The sequence below is a fragment of the Pseudomonas sp. BR20 genome (assembly GCF_050780135.1).
GTDB lineage: Bacteria > Pseudomonadota > Gammaproteobacteria > Pseudomonadales > Pseudomonadaceae > Aquipseudomonas.
In genome coordinates this window covers 3,115,824-3,135,310 of the sequence record NZ_CP172012.1, presented here as the reverse complement: position 1 = coordinate 3,135,310, position 19,487 = coordinate 3,115,824, and the positions used below count along the sequence as shown (strand labels likewise).

At 62.1% G+C, this 19,487-nt stretch carries 17 protein-coding genes; 10 read left to right on the top strand and 7 right to left on the bottom strand.

Features of this window, described 5'->3' with window-relative positions; genetic code table 11:
* Positions 1–13: 13 nt before the first annotated feature.
* Both ACHPFG_RS14465 and atzF read right to left on the bottom strand, forming a co-directional pair.
* A complete protein-coding gene (locus tag ACHPFG_RS14465; RefSeq protein WP_431703262.1) occupies positions 14–715 on the bottom strand; it encodes a GntR family transcriptional regulator in 702 nt (233 codons plus the stop codon).
* 2 nt (positions 716–717) lie between these two features.
* The gene (gene atzF / locus ACHPFG_RS14460; RefSeq protein ID WP_431703260.1) at positions 718–2,514 is read right to left on the bottom strand and encodes an allophanate hydrolase; all 1,797 of its coding nucleotides are present in this window, start codon (positions 2,512–2,514) and stop codon (positions 718–720) included.
* Positions 2,515–2,761: 247 nt separating this feature from the next.
* Between atzF and ACHPFG_RS14455 the strand changes: the two genes are divergently transcribed.
* Positions 2,762–4,138, top strand: coding sequence for a pyridoxal-phosphate dependent enzyme (locus ACHPFG_RS14455; RefSeq protein ID WP_431703257.1), 1,377 nt, complete (start codon positions 2,762–2,764; stop codon positions 4,136–4,138).
* Positions 4,135–5,301, top strand: a complete 1,167-nt coding sequence (locus tag ACHPFG_RS14450; protein WP_431703255.1) for a cystathionine gamma-synthase — start codon at positions 4,135–4,137, stop codon at positions 5,299–5,301. Before ACHPFG_RS14455 ends, ACHPFG_RS14450 begins: the two co-directional genes overlap by 4 nt.
* A 124-nt stretch (positions 5,302–5,425) precedes the next feature.
* Here the strand turns inward: ACHPFG_RS14450 and ACHPFG_RS14445 are convergent, their stop codons facing one another.
* Positions 5,426–7,624 (bottom strand): OsmC domain/YcaO domain-containing protein, encoded by a 2,199-nt coding sequence (locus ACHPFG_RS14445; protein ID WP_431703253.1) that lies wholly within the window; start codon positions 7,622–7,624, stop codon positions 5,426–5,428.
* 267 nt (positions 7,625–7,891) lie between these two features.
* Between ACHPFG_RS14445 and ACHPFG_RS14440 the strand changes: the two genes are divergently transcribed.
* From ACHPFG_RS14440 to ACHPFG_RS14415, 6 genes are all read left to right on the top strand, one after another.
* Complete coding sequence (locus ACHPFG_RS14440) at positions 7,892–9,046, top strand: GGDEF domain-containing protein (RefSeq protein WP_431703251.1); 1,155 nt, start codon at positions 7,892–7,894, stop codon at positions 9,044–9,046.
* A 107-nt stretch (positions 9,047–9,153) separates the two neighbouring features.
* Entirely contained in the window at positions 9,154–10,719 is a 1,566-nt protein-coding gene (locus tag ACHPFG_RS14435) for a methyl-accepting chemotaxis protein (RefSeq protein WP_431703249.1), read from the top strand.
* A gap of 179 nt (positions 10,720–10,898) precedes the next feature.
* Entirely contained in the window at positions 10,899–11,834 is a 936-nt protein-coding gene (locus ACHPFG_RS14430) for an EamA family transporter (protein ID WP_431703247.1), read from the top strand.
* A 150-nt stretch (positions 11,835–11,984) separates the two neighbouring features.
* Positions 11,985–13,322 carry an MFS transporter gene (locus tag ACHPFG_RS14425; RefSeq protein ID WP_431703245.1) on the top strand — a complete coding sequence of 446 codons (1,338 nt, stop codon included), beginning with the start codon at positions 11,985–11,987 and terminating at the stop codon, positions 13,320–13,322.
* 174 nt (positions 13,323–13,496) lie between these two features.
* Positions 13,497–13,949 carry a thiol-disulfide oxidoreductase DCC family protein gene (locus tag ACHPFG_RS14420; RefSeq protein WP_431703243.1) on the top strand — a complete coding sequence of 151 codons (453 nt, stop codon included), beginning with the start codon at positions 13,497–13,499 and terminating at the stop codon, positions 13,947–13,949.
* Complete coding sequence (locus ACHPFG_RS14415) at positions 13,946–14,362, top strand: DoxX-like family protein (RefSeq protein ID WP_431703241.1); 417 nt, start codon at positions 13,946–13,948, stop codon at positions 14,360–14,362. The genes ACHPFG_RS14420 and ACHPFG_RS14415 overlap by 4 nt, the downstream gene beginning before the upstream one ends.
* Before the next feature lie 26 nt (positions 14,363–14,388).
* Here ACHPFG_RS14415 and ACHPFG_RS14410 read toward each other — a convergent pair whose 3' ends face one another.
* From ACHPFG_RS14410 to ACHPFG_RS14400, 3 genes are all read right to left on the bottom strand, one after another.
* A complete protein-coding gene (locus ACHPFG_RS14410; RefSeq protein ID WP_145337722.1) occupies positions 14,389–14,889 on the bottom strand; it encodes a DUF2269 family protein in 501 nt (166 codons plus the stop codon).
* Between the two features lie 3 nt (positions 14,890–14,892).
* Positions 14,893–16,020, bottom strand: a complete 1,128-nt coding sequence (locus tag ACHPFG_RS14405; RefSeq protein ID WP_431703239.1) for a saccharopine dehydrogenase family protein — start codon at positions 16,018–16,020, stop codon at positions 14,893–14,895.
* A gap of 130 nt (positions 16,021–16,150) precedes the next feature.
* Positions 16,151–17,557 carry an XAC2610-related protein gene (locus ACHPFG_RS14400; protein WP_431703237.1) on the bottom strand — a complete coding sequence of 469 codons (1,407 nt, stop codon included), beginning with the start codon at positions 17,555–17,557 and terminating at the stop codon, positions 16,151–16,153.
* 128 nt (positions 17,558–17,685) lie between these two features.
* On the opposite strand from ACHPFG_RS14400, the gene ACHPFG_RS14395 reads away from it, so the two are divergent.
* Positions 17,686–18,249, top strand: a complete 564-nt coding sequence (locus tag ACHPFG_RS14395) for a cysteine hydrolase family protein (RefSeq protein ID WP_431703235.1) — start codon at positions 17,686–17,688, stop codon at positions 18,247–18,249.
* Here ACHPFG_RS14395 and ACHPFG_RS14390 read toward each other — a convergent pair.
* The gene (locus ACHPFG_RS14390) at positions 18,233–18,694 is read right to left on the bottom strand and encodes an NUDIX hydrolase (RefSeq protein WP_431703233.1); all 462 of its coding nucleotides are present in this window, start codon (positions 18,692–18,694) and stop codon (positions 18,233–18,235) included. The genes ACHPFG_RS14395 and ACHPFG_RS14390 overlap by 17 nt on opposite strands.
* Before the next feature lie 120 nt (positions 18,695–18,814).
* On the opposite strand from ACHPFG_RS14390, the gene ACHPFG_RS14385 reads away from it, so the two are divergent.
* Positions 18,815–19,456: an aspartate/glutamate racemase family protein gene (locus tag ACHPFG_RS14385; RefSeq protein WP_431703231.1), complete on the top strand. Its 642-nt coding sequence runs from the start codon at positions 18,815–18,817 to the stop codon at positions 19,454–19,456.
* Positions 19,457–19,487 lie beyond the last annotated feature (31 nt).

Here is a 19,487-nt window from a genome sequence, read left to right as displayed (position 1 = left end):
TCACCACAGAAGCTCAGGGCATCAGGAAATCTGCCCCCCCCACTTGCCGAGCCATATGCAACCTGTGCAACGTGATCTCGCGCACCGCCTGCTTGCTCAGTTCGATATGCCGCTTCAGCAGTTGCTGCGCCTGATCACCCTGCCGTTGCACGATGGCCGCAAGTATTTGCCCATGCTCTTCGTACGTCGCCGCAATGCGTGGCGCCTGGGTAAAGTCCAGTCGCCGGATGATGCGGATCTGCTCCGTAATCGCGTAGTGCATGCGCGCCATTTCACGGTTACCGGTGGCTTCCACCAACGCGCAATGAAAACGCTCATCCAGCGCCGATACGGCCTGGGCGTCCCGCAGGCGCTCGTCCTCCTGCACCTGCCAGGTGGCCTGCAACGCGTGCAGCATCGGGTTCGGTGCGTCCATCGCACATAACCGGCTGACAGCGGCCAGTTCCAACACGATGCGCACGTCGTAGAGTTCTTCGAAGTAGGCGAAATCGAACGGTTTCACCTGCCAGCCACTGCGGAAATACACCTCCAGATACCCTTCCCGCTCCAAGCGATACAGTGCCTGACGCACCGGCGTGCGGCTGGCGTGCATGCGTTCGGCCACCTCGCCTTCGCTGAAGCGATCACCTGGCAGCAGGCGGAAGTCGAAAATATCCGCCTTGAGCTGTGCGTAGATCTGCTCGGCCAGGCTGTCGGGGCGTGTCTTGGCCCGCATCCTTAACCGCGACTCGCAATAAAGGCGCGCCAGCCACCGAACTCGGTGATGTCGAGGGCATCGGCCAGCGCCCATGGCTCGCAGATGAAGCCTTTGACGCTGCGCCCATCCGCCAGCAGCAGGTTGCCGATCCCCAGCGGCGCGGGGATCTCGGCGACGAACTCGCCGAAGCGTGCGAGGGGTATGTCCCACAGCTCGACGATGATCGCCCGACCGCTGTCCGCCTTGGCCAGCCCTGGCTTGGGCGGCACGGTGCCCGGCAGCGCGTACAGGCGGTACGTGTCGGCCGTCAGGGTCTGCTCCACCAACACAGCGTTGCGGCGGGTGAGCTGCACGTTGAGCGGCATGCCGGTGAGGTGCGCGCCCACCACCGCCACGCGCACGCAGCCGGGCGCTTGGGCGGGTGCGGACGGTGCCGGCAGAGAGCGCTGGGTGGCGCCCAAAGGCAGCTCCAGGCTGGCTTGCCAGCGCTTGCCCAAGTGCGCCAGCGCCGTGTCATGCCAGGCCGGTGCGAGCAGGGTAATGCCGCTGGGCAAGCCATCGGCGCGCAAACCGGCCGGCAGCGCCAGGGCCGAGAGGTCGGCCAGGTTGGTGAAGTTGGTGTAGTAGCCGAACTGCGAGTTGTAGCGCACCGGTTCTTCAGCCATCTCGGCCAGGGTGCGCAGGGTTGGCGAAGTCGGCACCAGCAAGGCATCGAAACCGGCCAGGCTGTCATTGATGCGCCGGCTCAGTTCGGCCCGCAGGTATTCGGCTTTGTAGGCATCGCAGGCGCTGTACTGGCGGCCATTTTCGACAATGCCGCGCACCACCGGGTTGATTGCCTCGGGCTGGTTTTCCAGCATGCTTTCCAGGGCCACGGTACGTTCAGCGACCCAAGGGCCAAAGTACAACTGGTCCGCCAGCTCCTTGAACGCAGTGAAATCCACCGGGGTGATCACCGCGCCCAGCGCCTTGAAGTGTTCGACCGCGTGTTCGAACACGGCCTGGTTCTGGGTATCGCCGAAAAACTCCAGGGCCTGCGGGATGGCCAGCTTGATCGAAGCGCCCACCGCCACCGGCGCCGTGTTGGGATTGGCGCGGGAATAGGCATCGCTGGGGTCATATCCCGCCGCGACGTGCGCCACGGTCTCGGCGTCTTCCACGGTCAGCGCAAACACCGAGACACAATCCACCGTACGGCAAGCCGGCACCAGGCCGGTATTGGACAACCGTCCCTTGGTCGGTTTCAAGCCGACGATATTGTTGAACCCCGCCGGTACACGCCCGGAGCCCGCCGTGTCGGTGCCCAGGGAAAACGCCACCAGCCCACGGGCGACCACCGACGCAGAGCCGGAGCTGGAGCCGCCGCTGACGTAATCCCCATCAAAACTGTTGCCCACCGCACCATACGGAGAGCGTGTGCCCACCAGGCCGGTGGCGAACTGATCGAGGTTGGTCTTGCCCATCAGGATCGCGCCGGCTGCGCGCAGCTTCTGCACGACCGAGGCATCCTGCGTTGCCCGGTAGGCGAATTCGGGGCAGGCGGCAGTGGTGTCCCAGCCGGCCGCATCGATGTTGTCCTTGATCGCAAACGGCACGCCATACAACGGCAACTTGGTCATATCGCCGCCCAGCGCTGCCAGCCGTTCGCTCAACTGTGCCAGTTGCCCGGCCAATGCCTGCGGTTGAGCGCGGGCGATCCAGGCGGTGTCGTCGGCGGGGTATTGGGTGGCCACCGTGAGCAGAATATCCGGGGTGATCGCGCCGCTGCGATAAGCGGCCTGCCATTCACCGAGGGTCCAGCCAAAAATGTTGTGCATGGGAAACTCCATCTTGTATCCAAGTTTGGATTTCTCTAAAGCAAAGCCCACGCCAGGTCCCTCTGCCAATGAATACGCGGGTATCGCCGCGAAACGTGCGCGTAGATGGCGCACCCAGGCTTCGCCCATGCGCCAAAAAAAGACATTCAGTGGACCCCTCGGTTGCGACCGACCGGATACCGACCTACTGTTCCAGACCATGCTGTGCCATTTGCTGTCCCCCCACCCTAAGCCCCCAGGTGACGACATGCCCACACTACCCCGCCCTGCCGTACTCGAACTGATCGGCAACACGCCGCTGGTGCGGGTCAGCCGTTTCGATACCGGCCCCTGCACACTGTTCCTCAAGCTTGAATCCCAGAACCCCGGCGGCTCCATCAAGGACCGCATCGGCCTGGCCATGATCGACGCCGCCGAACGCGACGGCCGCCTGCGCCCCGGCGGCACCATCATCGAAGCCACCGCCGGCAACACCGGCCTGGGCCTGGCGCTGGTGGGCCGGGCGAAAGGGTATCGGGTGGTGCTGGTGGTGCCCGACAAGATGTCCACGGAAAAAGTGCTGCACCTCAAGGCCATGGGCGCCGAGGTGCATATCACCCGTTCCGATGTCGGCAAGGGCCATCCCGAGTATTACCAGGACATGGCCGCGCGACTGGCCAAGGATATTGACGGTTCGTTCTTCGCCGACCAATTCAACAACCCGGCCAACCCCCTGGCCCATGAAAGCAGCACAGCCCCCGAGATCTGGGCGCAAACCCAGCACGATGTGGACGCAATCGTGGTGGGCGTCGGCTCGGCCGGCACCCTCACCGGCCTGACGCGCTTCTTCAAGCGGGTGCAGCCCGAGCTGGAAATGGTCCTCGCCGACCCGGTGGGTTCGGTGATGGCCGAATACAGCCGCAGCGGCAAACTGGAAACACCCGGTTCCTGGGCGGTGGAAGGCATCGGCGAAGACTTCATCCCGTCGATTGCCGACCTGTCCAGCGTGCGCCACGCCTACTCCATCAGCGATGAAGACAGCTTCGACCACGCCCGCCAACTGCTCAAGGCCGAGGGCATTCTCGGCGGTTCATCCACCGGCACCCTGTTCGCGGCGGCGCTGCGTTATTGCCGCGAACAGAGCGTGCCCAAGCGCGTGGTCACCTTTGTCTGCGACACCGGCACCCGCTACTTGTCGAAGGTCTACAACGACCAATGGATGACCGATGCCGGCTTGCTGCACTACAAGCACTACGGCGACCTGCGCGACCTGATCGCGCGGCGCTTCGAGGACGGCCGCGTGATCAGCGTGAGCCCCGACGACACCCTGCTCACCGCCTTCCAGCGCATGCGCCTGGCGGACGTGTCGCAACTGCCGGTGCTGGTGGGCGGCCGCGATCTGGTGGGAGTGATCGATGAGTCCGACATCCTGCTGGGCCTGCACCACGACGCGGCGGACTTTTCCATGATTGTCGCCAGCGCCATGAGCGACAAACTGCAAACCCTGGACCCCGGCGCCAGCCTGGCCGAACTGCAGGCCGAACTGGACCGTGGCCTGGTCGCCATCATTGCCGACGCGACGGGCTTTCACGGCCTGATCACCCGCGTCGACCTGCTCAACCACCTGCGGAGATCCCTTGCATGAGCCAGCCCGATAAAAGCGCGTTTGCCACCCGTGTGATCCACGCCGGGCAGTCACCCGACCCGACCACGGGCGCGCTGATGCCGCCGATCTACGCCAACTCCACCTACCTGCAAGACAGCCCCGGCGTACACAAGGGCTTCGACTACGGCCGCTCCCACAACCCCACGCGGTTCGCCCTGGAGCGCTGCGTGGCCGACCTCGAAGGCGGCAGCCAGGCGTTTGCCTTCGCTTCCGGGCTGGCGGCGATCTCGACGGTGCTGGAGTTGCTGGATGCCGGCGCCCATATCGTGTCCGGCAACGACCTGTACGGCGGCACCTTCCGCCTGTTCGACAAGGTGCGCCAGCGCAGTGCCGGGCACCGTTTCAGCTTCGTCGACCTGAGTGATGTGGCGGCGTTCGAAGCGTCCTTGCAGGACGACACACGCATGGTCTGGGTCGAAACCCCAAGCAACCCACTGCTGAGCCTCACCGACCTCAGCGCCATCGCCCGGATCTGCCGCAGCCGCGGCATTCTCTGCGTGGCCGACAATACCTTCGCCAGCCCGTGGATCCAGCGTCCGCTGGAATTGGGTGTCGACATCGTGGTGCATTCCACCACCAAGTACCTCAATGGCCACTCCGATGTGATCGGCGGCATCGCCATCGTCGGCGACAACCCCGAACTGGCCGAGCGCGTGGGCTTTTTGCAAAACTCGGTCGGCGCCATCGCCGGCCCGTTCGACGCCTTCCTCACCCTGCGCGGTGTAAAAACCCTGGCGCTGCGCATGGAGCGCCATTGCAGCAACGCCCTCGACCTGGCCACCTGGCTGGAACAGCAACCACAAGTATCACGGGTCTATTACCCAGGCTTGGCGTCCCACCCGCAGCACGAACTGGCACGCAGGCAGATGCGCGGGTTTGGCGGAATGATTTCAATCGACTTGAACAGCGACCTGGCCGGCGCCACGCGCTTCCTGGAAACCGTCAAGCTCTTCGCCCTGGCCGAAAGCCTGGGCGGCGTGGAAAGCCTGATCGAACACCCGGCAATCATGACCCACGCCAGCATCCCGGCAGCGACCCGCGCGCAGCTGGGGATTGGTGATGGGTTGGTGCGGTTGTCGGTGGGGGTTGAAGATGTAGAGGATCTACGAGCGGACCTGGCGCAGGCCCTGGACCGTATATAAATCCCCCAGCCGACAAAGATCAACTGTGGGAGGGGGCTTGCTCCCGATAGCGGCGTGTCAGGCACTGAATATTTGTCTGAACCACCACCATCGGGAGCAAGCCCCCTCCCACATTGGGTACGCGTCACGCCTGGATTATGTTGGCACGCGCCGAATGCAGCTTCTTGTAGCTCTCGATCAAGCGCAAATGCCGGTCCAGCCCTTCCAGCTTCATGCTGGTCGGTGTCAGCCCATGGAAGCGCACACTGCCGTTGACCGAGCCGATCACCGCGTCCATCCGCTCATTGCCGAACATGCGGCGGAAGTTGGCTTCGTAGTCCGCCAGTTCCAGGTCGTCGTCCAGTTCCATCTCCAGCACCGCATTCATCGCCTGGTAGAACAGGCCACGCTCGGCGGTGTTGTCGTTGTACTGCAGGAACATCTCCACGCACTCCTTGGCCTCTTCGTACTGCTGCAAGGCGAGGAAGATCAGCAGCTTCAATTCGAGGATGGTCAGTTGGCCCCAGGCCGTGTTGTCGTCGAACTCGATGCCGATCAGGGTGGTGATGTCGGTGTAGTCGTCCAGCTCGCTTTCGATCAAGCGTTCGACCAGCGCCTGCAGTTCGGCTTCGTCCAGGCGGTGCAGGTTGAGGATGTCCTCGCGGAAAAACAGCGCCTTATTGGTGTTGTCCCAGATCAGGTCGTCCACCGGGTAGATTTCCGAGTAGTCCGGCACCAGGATGCGGCAGGCGGTTGCGCCGAGGTGTTCGTACACCGCCATATAGGACTCTTTGCCCATGCCTTCCAGAATGCCGAACAAGGTCGCGGCCTCTTGAGCGTTGGAATCTTCCCCCTGGCCGGAGAAGTCCCACTCGACAAACTCGTAGTCCGATTGGGCGCTGAAAAAGCGCCACGACACCACACCGCTGGAGTCGATAAAGTGCTCGACAAAGTTGTTCGGCTCGGTCACCGCCTGGGCTTCGAAGGTCGGCTGCGGCAGGTCATTCAAGCCTTCGAAGCTGCGGCCCTGCAGCAGTTCGGTGAGGCTGCGTTCCAGCGCCACTTCCAGGCTTGGGTGCGCACCGAACGAGGCGAACACGCCGCCGGTGCGCGGGTTCATCAAGGTCACGCACATCACCGGGAACTCGCCGCCCAGGGACGCATCCTTGACCAGCACCGGGAACCCCTGGGCTTCCAGGCCTGCAATACCGGCCAGGATGCTCGGGTACTTCGCGAGCACGTCAGCCGGCACGTCCGGCAGGGCAAATTCACCCTCGATGATTTCGCGCTTCACCGCCCGTTCGAAAATCTCCGACAGGCACTGCACCTGGGCCTCGGCCAAGGTGTTGCCGGCGCTCATGCCGTTGCTGAGGTAGAGGTTCTCGATCAGGTTGGACGGGAAATACACCACCTCGCCATCCGACTGGCGCACGAACGGCAGCGAAACGATGCCGCGCGCTTCATTGCCGGAGTTGGTGTCGAACAGGTGCGAGGCGCGCAGCTCACCGTCGCGGTTGTAGACCTTCAGGCAGTAGGCGTCGAGGATTTCGCTGGGCAGTTCATCATTCGGGCCCGGCTGGAACCAGCGTTCGTCCGGGTAATGCACGAACGGCGCATTGGCCAGTTCCTCACCCCAGAACTGGTCGTTGTAGAAGAAGTTGCAGTTGAGCCGCTCAATGAACTCGCCCAACGCCGACGCCAGGGCGCCCTCCTTGGTCGCGCCCTTGCCGTTGGTAAAGCACATGGGTGAGTGCGCATCGCGGATATGCAGCGACCACACGTTCGGCACGATATTGCGCCACGAGGCGATCTCAATCTTCATACCCAGGCCGGCGAGGATCCCGGACATGTTGGCGATGGTCTGCTCCAGCGGCAGGTCCTTGCCCGCAATATAAGTGCCCGCCTCGCTGCCCGCGCTCGGCATCAACAAGGCCTGGGCATCGGCGTCGAGGTTGTCGACTTCTTCGATCACGAACTCCGGCCCGGCCTGCACCACTTTCTTCACGGTGCAACGGTCGATGGAACGCAGGATGCCCTGGCGATCTTTATCGGAAATATCAGCCGGCAACTCCACCTGGATCTTGAAGATCTGGTTATAGCGATTTTCCGGGTCGACAATATTGTTCTGCGACAGGCGAATATTGTCCGTGGGGATGTTGCGCGTGCTGCAGTACAACTTGACGAAGTACGCCGCACACAACGCCGACGAAGCCAGGAAGTAATCGAACGGCCCCGGTGCCGACCCATCGCCTTTATAGCGAATAGGCTGGTCGGCAATCACCGTGAAGTCATCGAACTTGGCTTCAAGCCGGAGGTTGTCGAGAAAGTTGACCTTGATTTCCATGGGGGCACACCAGAATAACGGGCTAAACAAAAATGGCCGCCATTATGAGGTTTTTCATCGGGAAGTTTCAGGCTTTTCAATCCTGCCAGGTGATGGGCGGCCGTTTTACCTGGGCAATTCCCCACGGAATGCGCTGAATATCAAATGAACACTTCATGAATCAAAGCCCCTCAAGTGTTATGTCAATAGTATTTGATAAGCCACTGAAAGGGTGCCAGCATGGCCATGTGCCACCAACCAACTTCAGCGCTTCAGGTGAGGCTCAATATGGAATACCAACTCCCTGTAACGAAGACGATGAGATGGCTGACAAACGCAGACGCGCCGTATGACATGCGCATACGCAGTGAGCTTATAGCCGGGCCTTTTTCTTCCAGAGGGGTGTTGTGGGTCGGCTGGTTTAACAGCCTGGTGATGTGCACGGTCGCGGTCACGCTGCAGCCCAGCCGACTCTTCATTGCCTGGCTCATCATTGATTCAATGATCTGGGTTTCACGTTTGGCACTGCTGTATTGGATCAATAAATACGGCGGCCAAAAATATCCCTATGTCATTGATCTATCGTTATTACTGGGCCTGGTCTGGGCGGCGGAGCTGGGCCTGGGTACCGCTGGTTGCCTGATCAGCGGCGATGCAATTCTTCAAATACTCGGGTGCACCTCAATGGTGAGCGTGAATGCCGCGATTGCCATGCGCAACCAAGGCGTACCGCGCTACGCATTGACTCAAATATTGCTGACTGATGTGCCCATGAAGCTCGCCACCTTGTTTCAGCCGGAACCGCTGCTGAGGATATTCCTGCTTCAGGCGCCGCTGTATTTAACCGGCATGTGGCTGCTGCTCAACAAGTTAAACGATAACGTGGTGCGCGCCTTACTGGCAGAGGCCAAAAATGAAATCCGCGCGACCCATGACCCCCTCACGGGCCTGTACAACCGTATGGGGATACTCGAACTGATTGAAAACACCCTGACCCGCAGCCGGCATGCCGATAAACATTTTGCGGTGCTCTATATAGATTTGGATGGTTTCAAGAGCATCAACGATAACCACGGACATGCCGAAGGTGACAAGGCGTTAGCCGAGTTTGGCGCAACGCTTAAATCGATTGTCAGGCTCAACCAGGATTCTGCCGGCCGAATGGGCGGAGACGAGTTTATTCTAGTCATGAATAATGCCGGCTTGACCTCTGCCACCCTGGCAGCGCAACGGATTATAGAAACACTGCAACAGGTCTCTGACCGCCGCGCGCTCCCCTACGCCTTGCAAGCCAGCATCGGCATTGCCCTCTTTGAAGGCGCCGACAATGCGTCACACACCAGCGCGCAAACATTGATTGCCCATGCAGATGGCGCGTTATACGAAGCCAAGCGCGCGGGCAAAAATTGTTTTCGTATCGCACAAAGACAATTCGCCACTTAGGCGTCCCTGAACGCCATTCATCACTCCCCGGCTTCTATTCAACATTCAACCATCAACTTATTCCCTGTGATGCCGATAACTTTATGGCAATTCAGGGAGTAATCGGAATGCGCAACAATCAGCCCGTGACGCAGCGCGAGGTTTCACTCGCGCCCTCGCAAAAACTCATCTCCGCCACCGATGTTCATGGGATGATCACTTATTGCAACGACGCCTTCGTCGATATCAGCGGCTTTGAACGCGTCGACCTGATCGGCGCCCCCCAGAACATCGTGCGTCACCCCGATGTTCCGCCGGCCGTTTTTGCGCACATGTGGAGTGCGCTCAAGCAAGGCTTGCCGTGGATGGGCATCGTCAAGAATCGCTCGAAGAATGGCGATCATTATTGGGTCAATGCCTACATCACGCCGATCTTCGACGGCAGCCGAGTGGTTGGTTTTGAGTCGGTGCGGGTCAAGCCCACGGCCGATGAAATTCGCCGCGCCCAGGCCCTCTACCGGCGTATCAGCCAAGGCAAGCCGGGCGTGCCGCGCCAGGATGCCTGGCTGCCGGCGGCATTGAGCTGCGTGCCTTATGCTGCAACCGCCATTGCTGGCAGCGTCGCCGGGCTGTTCCTCAGTGCACCGGTGGCCGTCGCAGTGGCCGTGGCGGTCGCGCTGCCGGTGGGCCTGTTGTGCTCACACTGGCGCCAGAGCAGTACCCTGCGTCTGTTGGAGGGGGTTGAACCCTCGACGTCGGATGCCTTGATCGCGCAGATGTACAGTGACGCACGCGGCCCACAGTCGCGTTTGGAAACCGCGTTTCGCAGCCAGACCGCGCGCCTGAAAACCTGCCTCACCCGCCTGCAGGACAGCGCCGAGCAACTGAGTACCCTGGCTGGGCAATCCGATCAGTTAGCTGCGGCCAGCGCCAAAGGCCTGAACCGCCAGCGCGTGGAAACCGAACAGGTCTCGGCGGCCGTCAACCAGATGGCCGCGACCACCCAGGAAGTCGCCAGCCATGTGCAGCGCACCGCTGATGCCACTCAGCAGGCCAATGTACTGACCGGCCGCGGCCGCGAAGTCGCGCGCGATACCCGCGAAGCCATCGAGCGCCTGTCCGTCGTCGTCGGGGAGACCGGCGTGACCGTGGCGCAACTGGCCAGGGACAGTGACGAAATCGGCAGTATGGTGGATGTGATCAAAGGCATCGCCGACCAAACCAACCTGCTCGCCCTCAACGCTGCGATTGAAGCAGCGCGGGCCGGCGAGCAAGGCCGAGGGTTTGCCGTGGTAGCCGACGAAGTGCGCCAACTGGCCCAGCGCACGTCGCAATCGACCACCCAGATCCATGGCCTGATCACCAAGCTCCAGGCGTCCTCCAACAACGCCGTGCAAAGCATGCAAAACGGCCATCGCCAGGCCCAGGAAGGCGTGGCCTGGGTGCTGGAAGCGGACCAGGCCCTGGTGGGCATCAGCGAAGCGGTGTCGCATATCACCGAGATGACCACCCAGATCGCCGCCGCCACTGAAGAACAAAGCGCCGTCGCCGAGGAGATCAGCCGCAACATCACCACCATCGCCGAACTGGCCGACCAGACCTCGATGCAAGCCCGTCAATCCTCGGACCTGAGCAAGGAACTGACGAATACCGCGTCCACCCAATACGCGTTGGTGGAGCGCTTCAATCGCTGAAGGCAGACAAGCCTCTCTGATAGTTGTGGCGAGCGGGCTCGCCACAACTATCAGCACTCAAACGAAATACCTCCTTGCCCCTTCGACACAAACACGCTACAAATCCCACCTCGAAGTTGTACGACAACCTAAAAACAAATCCCCATCCCCGACGATGGTGCCCACTGCCCGAGCCCTTCATGACTGCCCCCGTCTCCCTGCAAAGCACGCCTGCCCTGTTCTCCCGCCACATCGCCGTGTTGATTCTGCTCTGCATGGGCTGTGCCTTCGCCGGCAATCACATCGCCGCTCGCGTCGCCTTCGATGATGGCGCCGGTGTGCTGTTGGCCATTCTGCTGCGCTCGGGTGGCACCTTGCTGGTGCTGGCCGTTTTGGTGCTGTGGCAACGCCAAAGCCTGCGCCTGCCGGCAGGTGCATGGCGCTGGCAAGTGCTGCTGGGCCTGCTTATCGCCACCCAGAGCCTGTGCCTCTACTCCGCCGTCGCCCGCGTGCCGGTAGCGCTCGCGCTACTGGTGGGTAACGTATTCCCGATTTTGCTCGCCCTGCTCACCTGGGTATTAGGCGGCCCACGCCCAACGACGCGCACCGCCTTGCTGATGGGCTTGATCCTAGTGGGCCTGGTGTTTGTGCTGGACGTACCCGGCCGCCTCTCAACCAGCGCCGATATCGGCCCGCAATGGCTGCTCGGTGTCAGCCTGGCCTTCTGCGCCGCCTTCGTGTTCGCCTGCGCGCTATGGATCACCGACCATAAGTTGTCCCAGGTTCGCGGTTCAGTGCGCAGCCTGCTGACGATCTTCGTCGTGTTCAGCAGCGTCAACCTCGCCGGCCTCAGCGGCGCCCTTCCGGGCGGCCTGAACCCGCCGGCAACCAGTACTGGCTGGCTGGCGCTCGCGACGTTGGTGGTGCTGTATGGCACCGGTTTTATCGTGCTGTTCATTTCGGTCCCGCGCCTGGATATGCCACGCAATGCGCCGGTCATGAACATTGAGCCGCTGGCGACGTTGCTGATGGGCTGGATCGTGCTCGATCAAATGCTCAGCGCCGGGCAGATGCTCGGCGGCGTCATCGTGGTGACCGGGATTGTGCTGCTGACGTATCGCAAGTCTGCGCGGTAACGATAGATCCCCGCCTGACCTGGCCCAATTCCTGCCTCCTCCACTCCCAACCAGTCGCTACTGACTATGCGGACGACTCTTTTGAGCCCGGCCGCCTATCCCCCTTCCCCGGATAATCCTGCATCCCCGACCCCTTCCGAGGCCTTCCCCATGACGAGCCCCTCCACCGAACAGGTAAGCCCCCAGACCCTGCGCAAGGTCATCATCGCCGCCGGCATCGGTAACTTTGTCGAGTGGTTCGACTTCGCCGTCTACGGTTTCCTCGCCACCACCATCGCCCAACAATTCTTCCCCAGTGGCGACGCCAGCGCGGCCTTGCTCAAAACCTTCGCGGTATTCGCCGTGGCATTTGCCTTCCGGCCCCTGGGCGGGATTTTCTTCGGCATGCTCGGCGACCGTATCGGGCGCAAACGCACCCTGGCCATGACCATCCTGCTGATGGCCGGCGCCACCACCTTGATCGGCCTGCTGCCCACCTACGCCGCCATCGGCGTCGCGGCGCCGATTCTGTTGTCGCTGATCCGCTGCGCCCAGGGCTTCTCCGCCGGCGGCGAATACGCCGGTGCCTGCGCCTATCTGATGGAGCATGCACCCAGCGACAAGCGCGCCTGGTACGGCAGCTTCGTGCCGGTGTCGACATTCTCCGCCTTCGCCGCCGCCGCCGTGGTGGCATACGCCCTTGAAGCGTCGTTGTCCGCCGAGGCGATGGGCAGCTGGGGCTGGCGCCTGCCGTTCCTGATCGCCGCGCCGCTGGGCCTGGTAGGCCTTTACCTGCGCTGGAAGCTGGATGAGACGCCCGCCTTCCAGGCCGTGAAGCAGGAGCACGCGGTCGCCCACTCTCCGCTCAAGGAAACCTTGCGCAACCATGGTGCGGCGATCTGCTGCCTGGGCGCTTTTGTGTCACTGACGGCGCTGTCGTTTTATATGTTCACCACCTACTTTGCGACGTACCTGCAAGTGGCCGGTGGGCTGAGTCGGGCGATGGCGTTGCTGGTGTCGCTGATCGCGCTGATCTTCGCCGCGGCGATTTGCCCGCTGGCGGGGCTGTATTCGGATCGCGTGGGGCGTCGGGTCACGGTGATGACGGCGTGCGTGTTGTTGATGGTCGTGGTGTATCCGTCGTTCCTGATGGCCAGTTCCGGTTCCTTCGCGGCATCTATCGTCGGGGTGATGTTACTGGCGGTGGGCGCGGTGTTGTGCGGGGTGGTCACGGCGGCGTTGCTGTCGGAGACCTTTCCGACCCGCACGCGCTATACCGCCTCGGCGATCACCTACAACATGGCGTATACGATCTTCGGCGGTACCGCGCCGCTGATGGCCACGTGGTTGATCAGCACCACAGGCAGCAACCTGTCACCGGCGTTCTACCTGATTGCTGTGGCGTTGCTGGCGTTGGCGGGTGGCCTGGCGTTGCCGGAGACGTCGAGGATTTCGCTGCATGACGTGGGCGATGAGGACAAAGGCGCGGCGCCGCTGCTCTCGCGTTAAGCACTCACACAGTCCAAACCGTAGCAGCGGCCGACGCAGCCTCGCTGAAGCTCGTCAGCTGCTACACGGGATGCCCTTTGCTTATCGGGTCCTCACGCTTCAATTGAACAACAGCGCCACACGCCACTGAGCGGGTATGATCCAGGCTGCCCCCGGCCGATTGGACCCACGCATATGCCCACCTCCCAAACCCGCCATGCTCCCGCGCCCTTGCTCAAGCCCGGCGAAACCGTGGTGTTGTTCGACGGCGTGTGCAAACTGTGCAACGGCTGGGCAAGGTTCCTGATTCGCCATGACCGTCAACGACGCGTGCGGCTGGCAGCGGTGCAATCCCCCGAAGGGCAGGCACTGCTGGCCTGGGCCGGGTTGCCGCTGGATCAGTTCGACACCCTGGCGGTGATTCGCGACAGGCACTATTGGGTGCGTTCGGATGCAGTGTTGGAAATCATCGCGCAACTGCCTCGCGCCTGGCGTCCCTTGCTGCTGTTGCGCGGTATCCCGCGCGTACTGCGGGATTGGGCCTACGATCGCATCGCGCGTAATCGCTATCGGCTCTTCGGCAAATACGACACTTGCCTGTTGCCGGATCCGGATCATGAGCAGCGCTTTTTGAAGGGGCCGTTATGAACACCTTGGCGCGCGTTAACTGGATCGCCCGGGGCGGCTTGGCGTTCATGTTTGGCTACCATGGGCTGGTGCCAAAGCTGCTGTGGTTGAGCGAGGGCGAGCGGACGATGATCCACGCGCATGGGATCGAGCAGGTGCAGGTGGTTGCCATGCTGGCTGGGGTTGGGGAGATAGCTCTGGCGTTATGGATAGTACTTTCGCCGCGCAGTGCCTGGCCGATTGCGGTGGCTGCAATGTCACTGGCGGGGCTGCTGGTAGATGTGGCGGTGTTCAGTCCGGCGCTGCTCAGGGAGGCGTTTAATCCTGTGTCGCTGAATGTCGCTGGGTTAGCGCTGTGCGCGGTGGCTTGGTGTGCCAAGCCCTCAGAGGGCGCTCACCTGAGCGCAACATCCAGTGCTGATAGAAAAACCTGATTGCCGCCGTACCACTCGCCGCGCGTTTATTCAGCCCCCGCCAACAGCCCAACCAGCTGCCACGGCGTCATCTTCGTCACCATGATCATCACGATCACAAACATCCCCAAGAACCCGAAGACGCCCAGCCAGAACCATTGCCGGTACACACCACGGTATCCATCATCCAGCACCGTGTCGGTCTCGACCGCCCGAGAGGCCATCTGCTGCAAGCGCTTCTGCAGTACCAGCACCGGCAGCCACAGCGAGCCCACGCAGAGGAAGATGATCAACGCGGTCAGTACCCATTCAGTGGTCACAGACAGCCCGGCAAGCTGGATCAGCAGCAAGCCCGTGATGATCTGAATAACGCCCGCCGGCGTGGTAATCCAGGTATCAAACCGTACGACCATGCGCGCCACATGGGCGATCACTTGCGGGTTGGCCGTGCGACTGGCGGCGATCAGGTAGAGGTACGAGCCCATGCCGAAGCCGAACAGGAAAATCGCCGCGATGATGTGCAGGTACTTCAGGCACAGGTAGAGCATCCGTCAGGCCTGCCCGTCAGAGAAGCGCACCGTCAGGCTCAGCTTCGTCGGTTCGTTGATGGCGGCCATGTATTCGTCGACGCTGATTTCGCCTACGCACGGGCGGGCACCGGGTTCGGGCACGTAACCGTGGGCCATTTTGGTGGCAAGGGCGACGGCTGCGCAGCTGGGGATTTCCGGGCCCTTGTCTTCCAGGGCCGTGAGTTGCACCGCCAGGGACAGCGGCTGACCGTGCATGCCCAGGCCTTGCACGTCGATGTACATAGCGCTTTTGCCATCACCCAATCGTTCGAACCAGGTGCCCAGGCGATGCAGTCTGGCGGCCCATGCAAGGTGGTCGCGCACGATACCCATGCGTAGCGCTTGCGCCAGCAGATAATTGGCGACACCGCCCAGCTTGAGCCCCGCACCGGCCTTGAAGCGCAGGGTATGGGCGCCATAACGGCCAGCGAATATATCCATGTCGGGCACGTCCACATTGGCCAGCACCCGCGTGCCGAGCTGGGGCATCCTGCGCAGGGTCAGGTCCTGCCAGCCCAGCACTTCGTGCACTTGGCCCTGCTTGAGTTGCTTGATCGGTTTGCCCGCGTAGGCAAGCACACCTTCGATGGTCGACAGCCCCGGCATCTTCGCCGAAGAGGAAATGCCATGCTCGATGGTGTCGATGCGCATAAAGCGATAGCGGTACTGATCAATGATGGCGGACGACAACGTCGGCACAGAGCTGCAACCGCTGAGGACGGCCACGCCCGCCTGCCGGGCTTTCGCATCCAGCACGCCGACGCCATTGACGAAGGTCCGGCAATCCGACAGGTCGCAGTAGTTCACGCCCGCGTCGATGCAGTGCTGGGCGACGGCATAGGATTGCCCCTGGAACGGGCCGCCGGTGTGGATCACCAACTGGATGTCCATCGACTGCAAGACGCCAGCGAACCCGGCCGCCATGGCATCGCCGCACCAGCTTTCGCACACGCGGCCGGAGGACGTTTTCAACGCATCGACTTTGCCCTGCAACTTGCGTGGGTGGCGGCCCGAGACCACCAGTTCAATGCCCGGCGCGCCCGCCAGGTGCCGGCAAATGATGCTGCCAAAGTTGCCGTAGCCGCCGATCACCATCACCCTGAGTGCCATTGCATGTTTCCCTGATCAATCAATTGTGCGCGGGGCCTGAGGCAGGCCGGCGGCTGAAACGACTAAAGATACCCGATTTGCTTAACCGCCTGAGCCAGGACCGACACTCAGGCAGCACTGCTCCCAAGCCTCAGGGCTGCTTACGATAAAACCCGGTCAGATAGTCCTGGCTGTCCGGCGCCGAGTTGTGCTCGATCACGGCAAAGCCCTTCACCAGTTGGATGTGATACGGCCCGGCCCGAGGCGGCGCCTGGGGTGCGCGCACGATGATCAAGTTTTCGGTTTCCATCGGCACGCGTTGGTGCGTAGTGATGATGACCTTGTCGGTGCCGGTGTCTTTGAGCGTCACGGTGAGTTCCGCCACTTCCCGGCCCTGGGCGTCGCGGTCGGGAAGGATTTTCAGGTCGAGGTCACCGTCGCGGTCTAGGAAGTCGTCGCGCATCTGGTAATGGCCATTGCGCTGGTCGCGGGCCACGTCGCCGAGTTTGTCGTACTCAGGCTCCCGGTCCTGCCTGTGCAGTTGAATCTGCAGTTCAGGCTGGTCGCCCTTGGCGCCGCTGACCCAGGTGCCCGCGTAGGCATAGGGTTCGACGGTTTCCCGCGTGATGCGCCAGATGCCGGTTTGACGGCCGTCATCGGCATATTCGTGCAGGTAGATAAACGACTGGTCGCCGTATTCACCCTGATTACCCACCAGCTTGATCGGCTTGCCGCTGCCGCTTTTGGTGTAGCGCAACTCACCGATCAGCACCGCGCCCTGTTGCTGGTACCAGAGTTGCACCGGGATCTTGCCGTTGAGGGTGCCGGCCAGGAACTCGGGGTCTTCGTTTACCGGCCCTTCCAGCCTTGGCGTTTCCAGCCATTGACCGTCCTTCCACTCGCCGGTGGTGCGCAGCATGTAGCCGCTGGGCATGCTGTTGTTGGCGTCATCGTCGGTCGCGGGCACTTCTGCCTGGGTGTACGAGCTGAGTTTTACCAGTTTGCCGTCGCGCATCTGATAGCGGCTGGCGCGGGTCCAGCAGCAACCTCGGTCGGTCTGCGAATGGATAGTGCCGTCCTTGGGATTGACCGAAAACATCCCGCCGGAGGTCTCGTTGGCCAGGTCGGTCAAGGGGCCATTGAGCACCCAGTGGGGCTTCTGCGGGTCTTGCAGGTAGACGTCGTAACTCGACTGAAAGTCTTTATCCGCGCCGTTGCCATTGCGGATCGCCAGGTCCTGGCGGCCATCCTGGTTGATATCGGCGAAGTACACCACGCCGTTCTCCCCCATCAGGCGCCAGTCCACGGTTTTACCTTGCTGGTCCAGCGGCACGTGGGCATCCGGGGTCTGCAATTGCTGAAGGATTTCGAGTGAGCTTTTATCGCGCAGGGTGATGAGCGCCGGGGCCAGGGACTGCACGTCCTGCGGCACCTCCGGGAACAACACTTCGACCAGGTATTGACCGCTGGGGTCATTGACCGAGAACGAGCGAGGCTCGGCCATGACGGGAGCGGCCAGGGTCAGGGAGAGGAGTACACCGCTGAGTCGCGTACGCATCCAACGCATCCTTGCTGAAATTCGGGGGCGGCAGTGTAAAGGCAAATGGCGAAGGCTTCGAACAAATCGCTGTTTAGGCGCACTCAATGGCTGCTATGTTTTGTGCCTCACGAGCCAAAGGATGTGCCATGGAACCGTTAGCCACCAACGCTGCACTGGTGATCATCGACATGCAGCAGGGCATGAATGATCCGAAGCTCGGGCGCCGCAATAATCCGCAGGCCGAGCAGCAGTTGCAGCAGTTGCTCGACGCCTGGCGGCAGTCGGGGCGGCCTGTGGTACACGTCAGGCACATCTCCCGTACCCCCGGCTCGGTATTCTGGCCGGGCCAGCCGGGCTGCGAATTTCAGCCTGCGCTGCAACCGCTGGCCCACGAACACGTAGTGGAAAAGAACGTACCTTGTGCCTTCACCGCCACCGGGCTGGAACGCTGGCTGCACGCGCGTTCGATCAAGCAACTGGTGATCGCCGGGGTAATCACCAACAACTCCGTCGAAGCAACGACGCGCACAGGCGGCAACCTGGGCTTTGACGTACTCGTCGCCGCGGACGCCTGCTACACCTTCGATCAAACCGATTTGTCCGGGCGCCTGTGGCCGGCCGAGGACGTGCACGCGCTGTCGCTGAGCAACCTGGCAATGGACTACGCCAGGGTGGTCGAGACGGCCGGGATTCTCAGCGCTCTGCGCTGAACACGCCTGCCTGCGCCAGCATTTCAACCAGCGCTTCGGGCCACACCGTTTCCTCGGTGGCGCGCAACGCCTGAGCCGACCACCAATGATGGTCCGCCATTACCTGGGTCTCTTCCAGCGTCCATTCAGCCTTGGACAGTTCGTTGCTGGCGGCGCGGACCACAAAGTAGTGCTCGACGGCCGACACCGTTTCACCGCTGGGCAGCATCAGCGCAAATCGGCGCTCAGCGATGGACGCAGTAACGGCCTGCACCTGGATACCGGTTTCCTCGCGCAGCTCACGGATGGCAGCAGCCTCGAAAGTCTCCCCGGCTTCAACGCCGCCGCCAGGAGTGGCCCAGTAATTTTTACCGGCCAACGCGCCGTCTTTATGGACGAACCTGAACAACAGCACCTCGTGCGCGGGGTTGATCACCAGCAGTCGTGCTGCTTTTCGTTCACGCATGGGTGTATTCCTTGGGTAGTTTTCCAGTAATTGCGCAATGGTCTTGGCAGCTCCCTTGCTTTAGCCGAGTGCGGGCTGCATCTTAACCATCGTCGACATTTTAAGCACTGGAAACAGCCCATGCGCATTACCTGCCTTCATACCGCAGCCAGCAACATCGGTGTATTTGATACGGCGGCGACAGCACTGGGTATCGGTCCTGGTGTGCTGCGCCATGAAGTGCGCGCCGACCTGTTGGCCGCTGCCGAAAACGCCGGGCATCTGAGCGCAGACATCTACGCCTCCACCGCATCAGCCCTGCTTGCACTGGCTGAACAGGCCGACGCCGTGGTGCTCACCTGCTCGACCCTGGGCCCGGTCGTTGAAGGTATCTCCAGCAGTGTCCCGATCCTGAGAACAGACGAAGCGCTGGCCGACTCGGCGGTGCAGGCGGGCGGAAAAGTCGCGGTGCTGTGCGCGGTGGAAACCACCCTTGAACCTACCTCGCGGCTGTTTCACAAGGCGGCGCTGCAGTCGAACGCGGTCGTCGAAGTGCGGCTGGTTCCGGGGGCATGGCGCTTGTTCAAGGCGGGTGACATCGACGGCTACCTGGCGATCGTTGCCATGGCCGCCGATCAGGCCTACCGGGAGGGCGCATCCATAGTCGCACTGGCTCAGGCCTCCATGAGCGATGCTGCCGCCCATGTCACATCCGGCCCACGGCCCCTCACCAGTGCCCTCGCCGGCCTGGAAACAGCGTTGCGCTCACTTCAGACCCGCTGACGGGGCTGTTGGCCCAACAACAGTGCTTGGA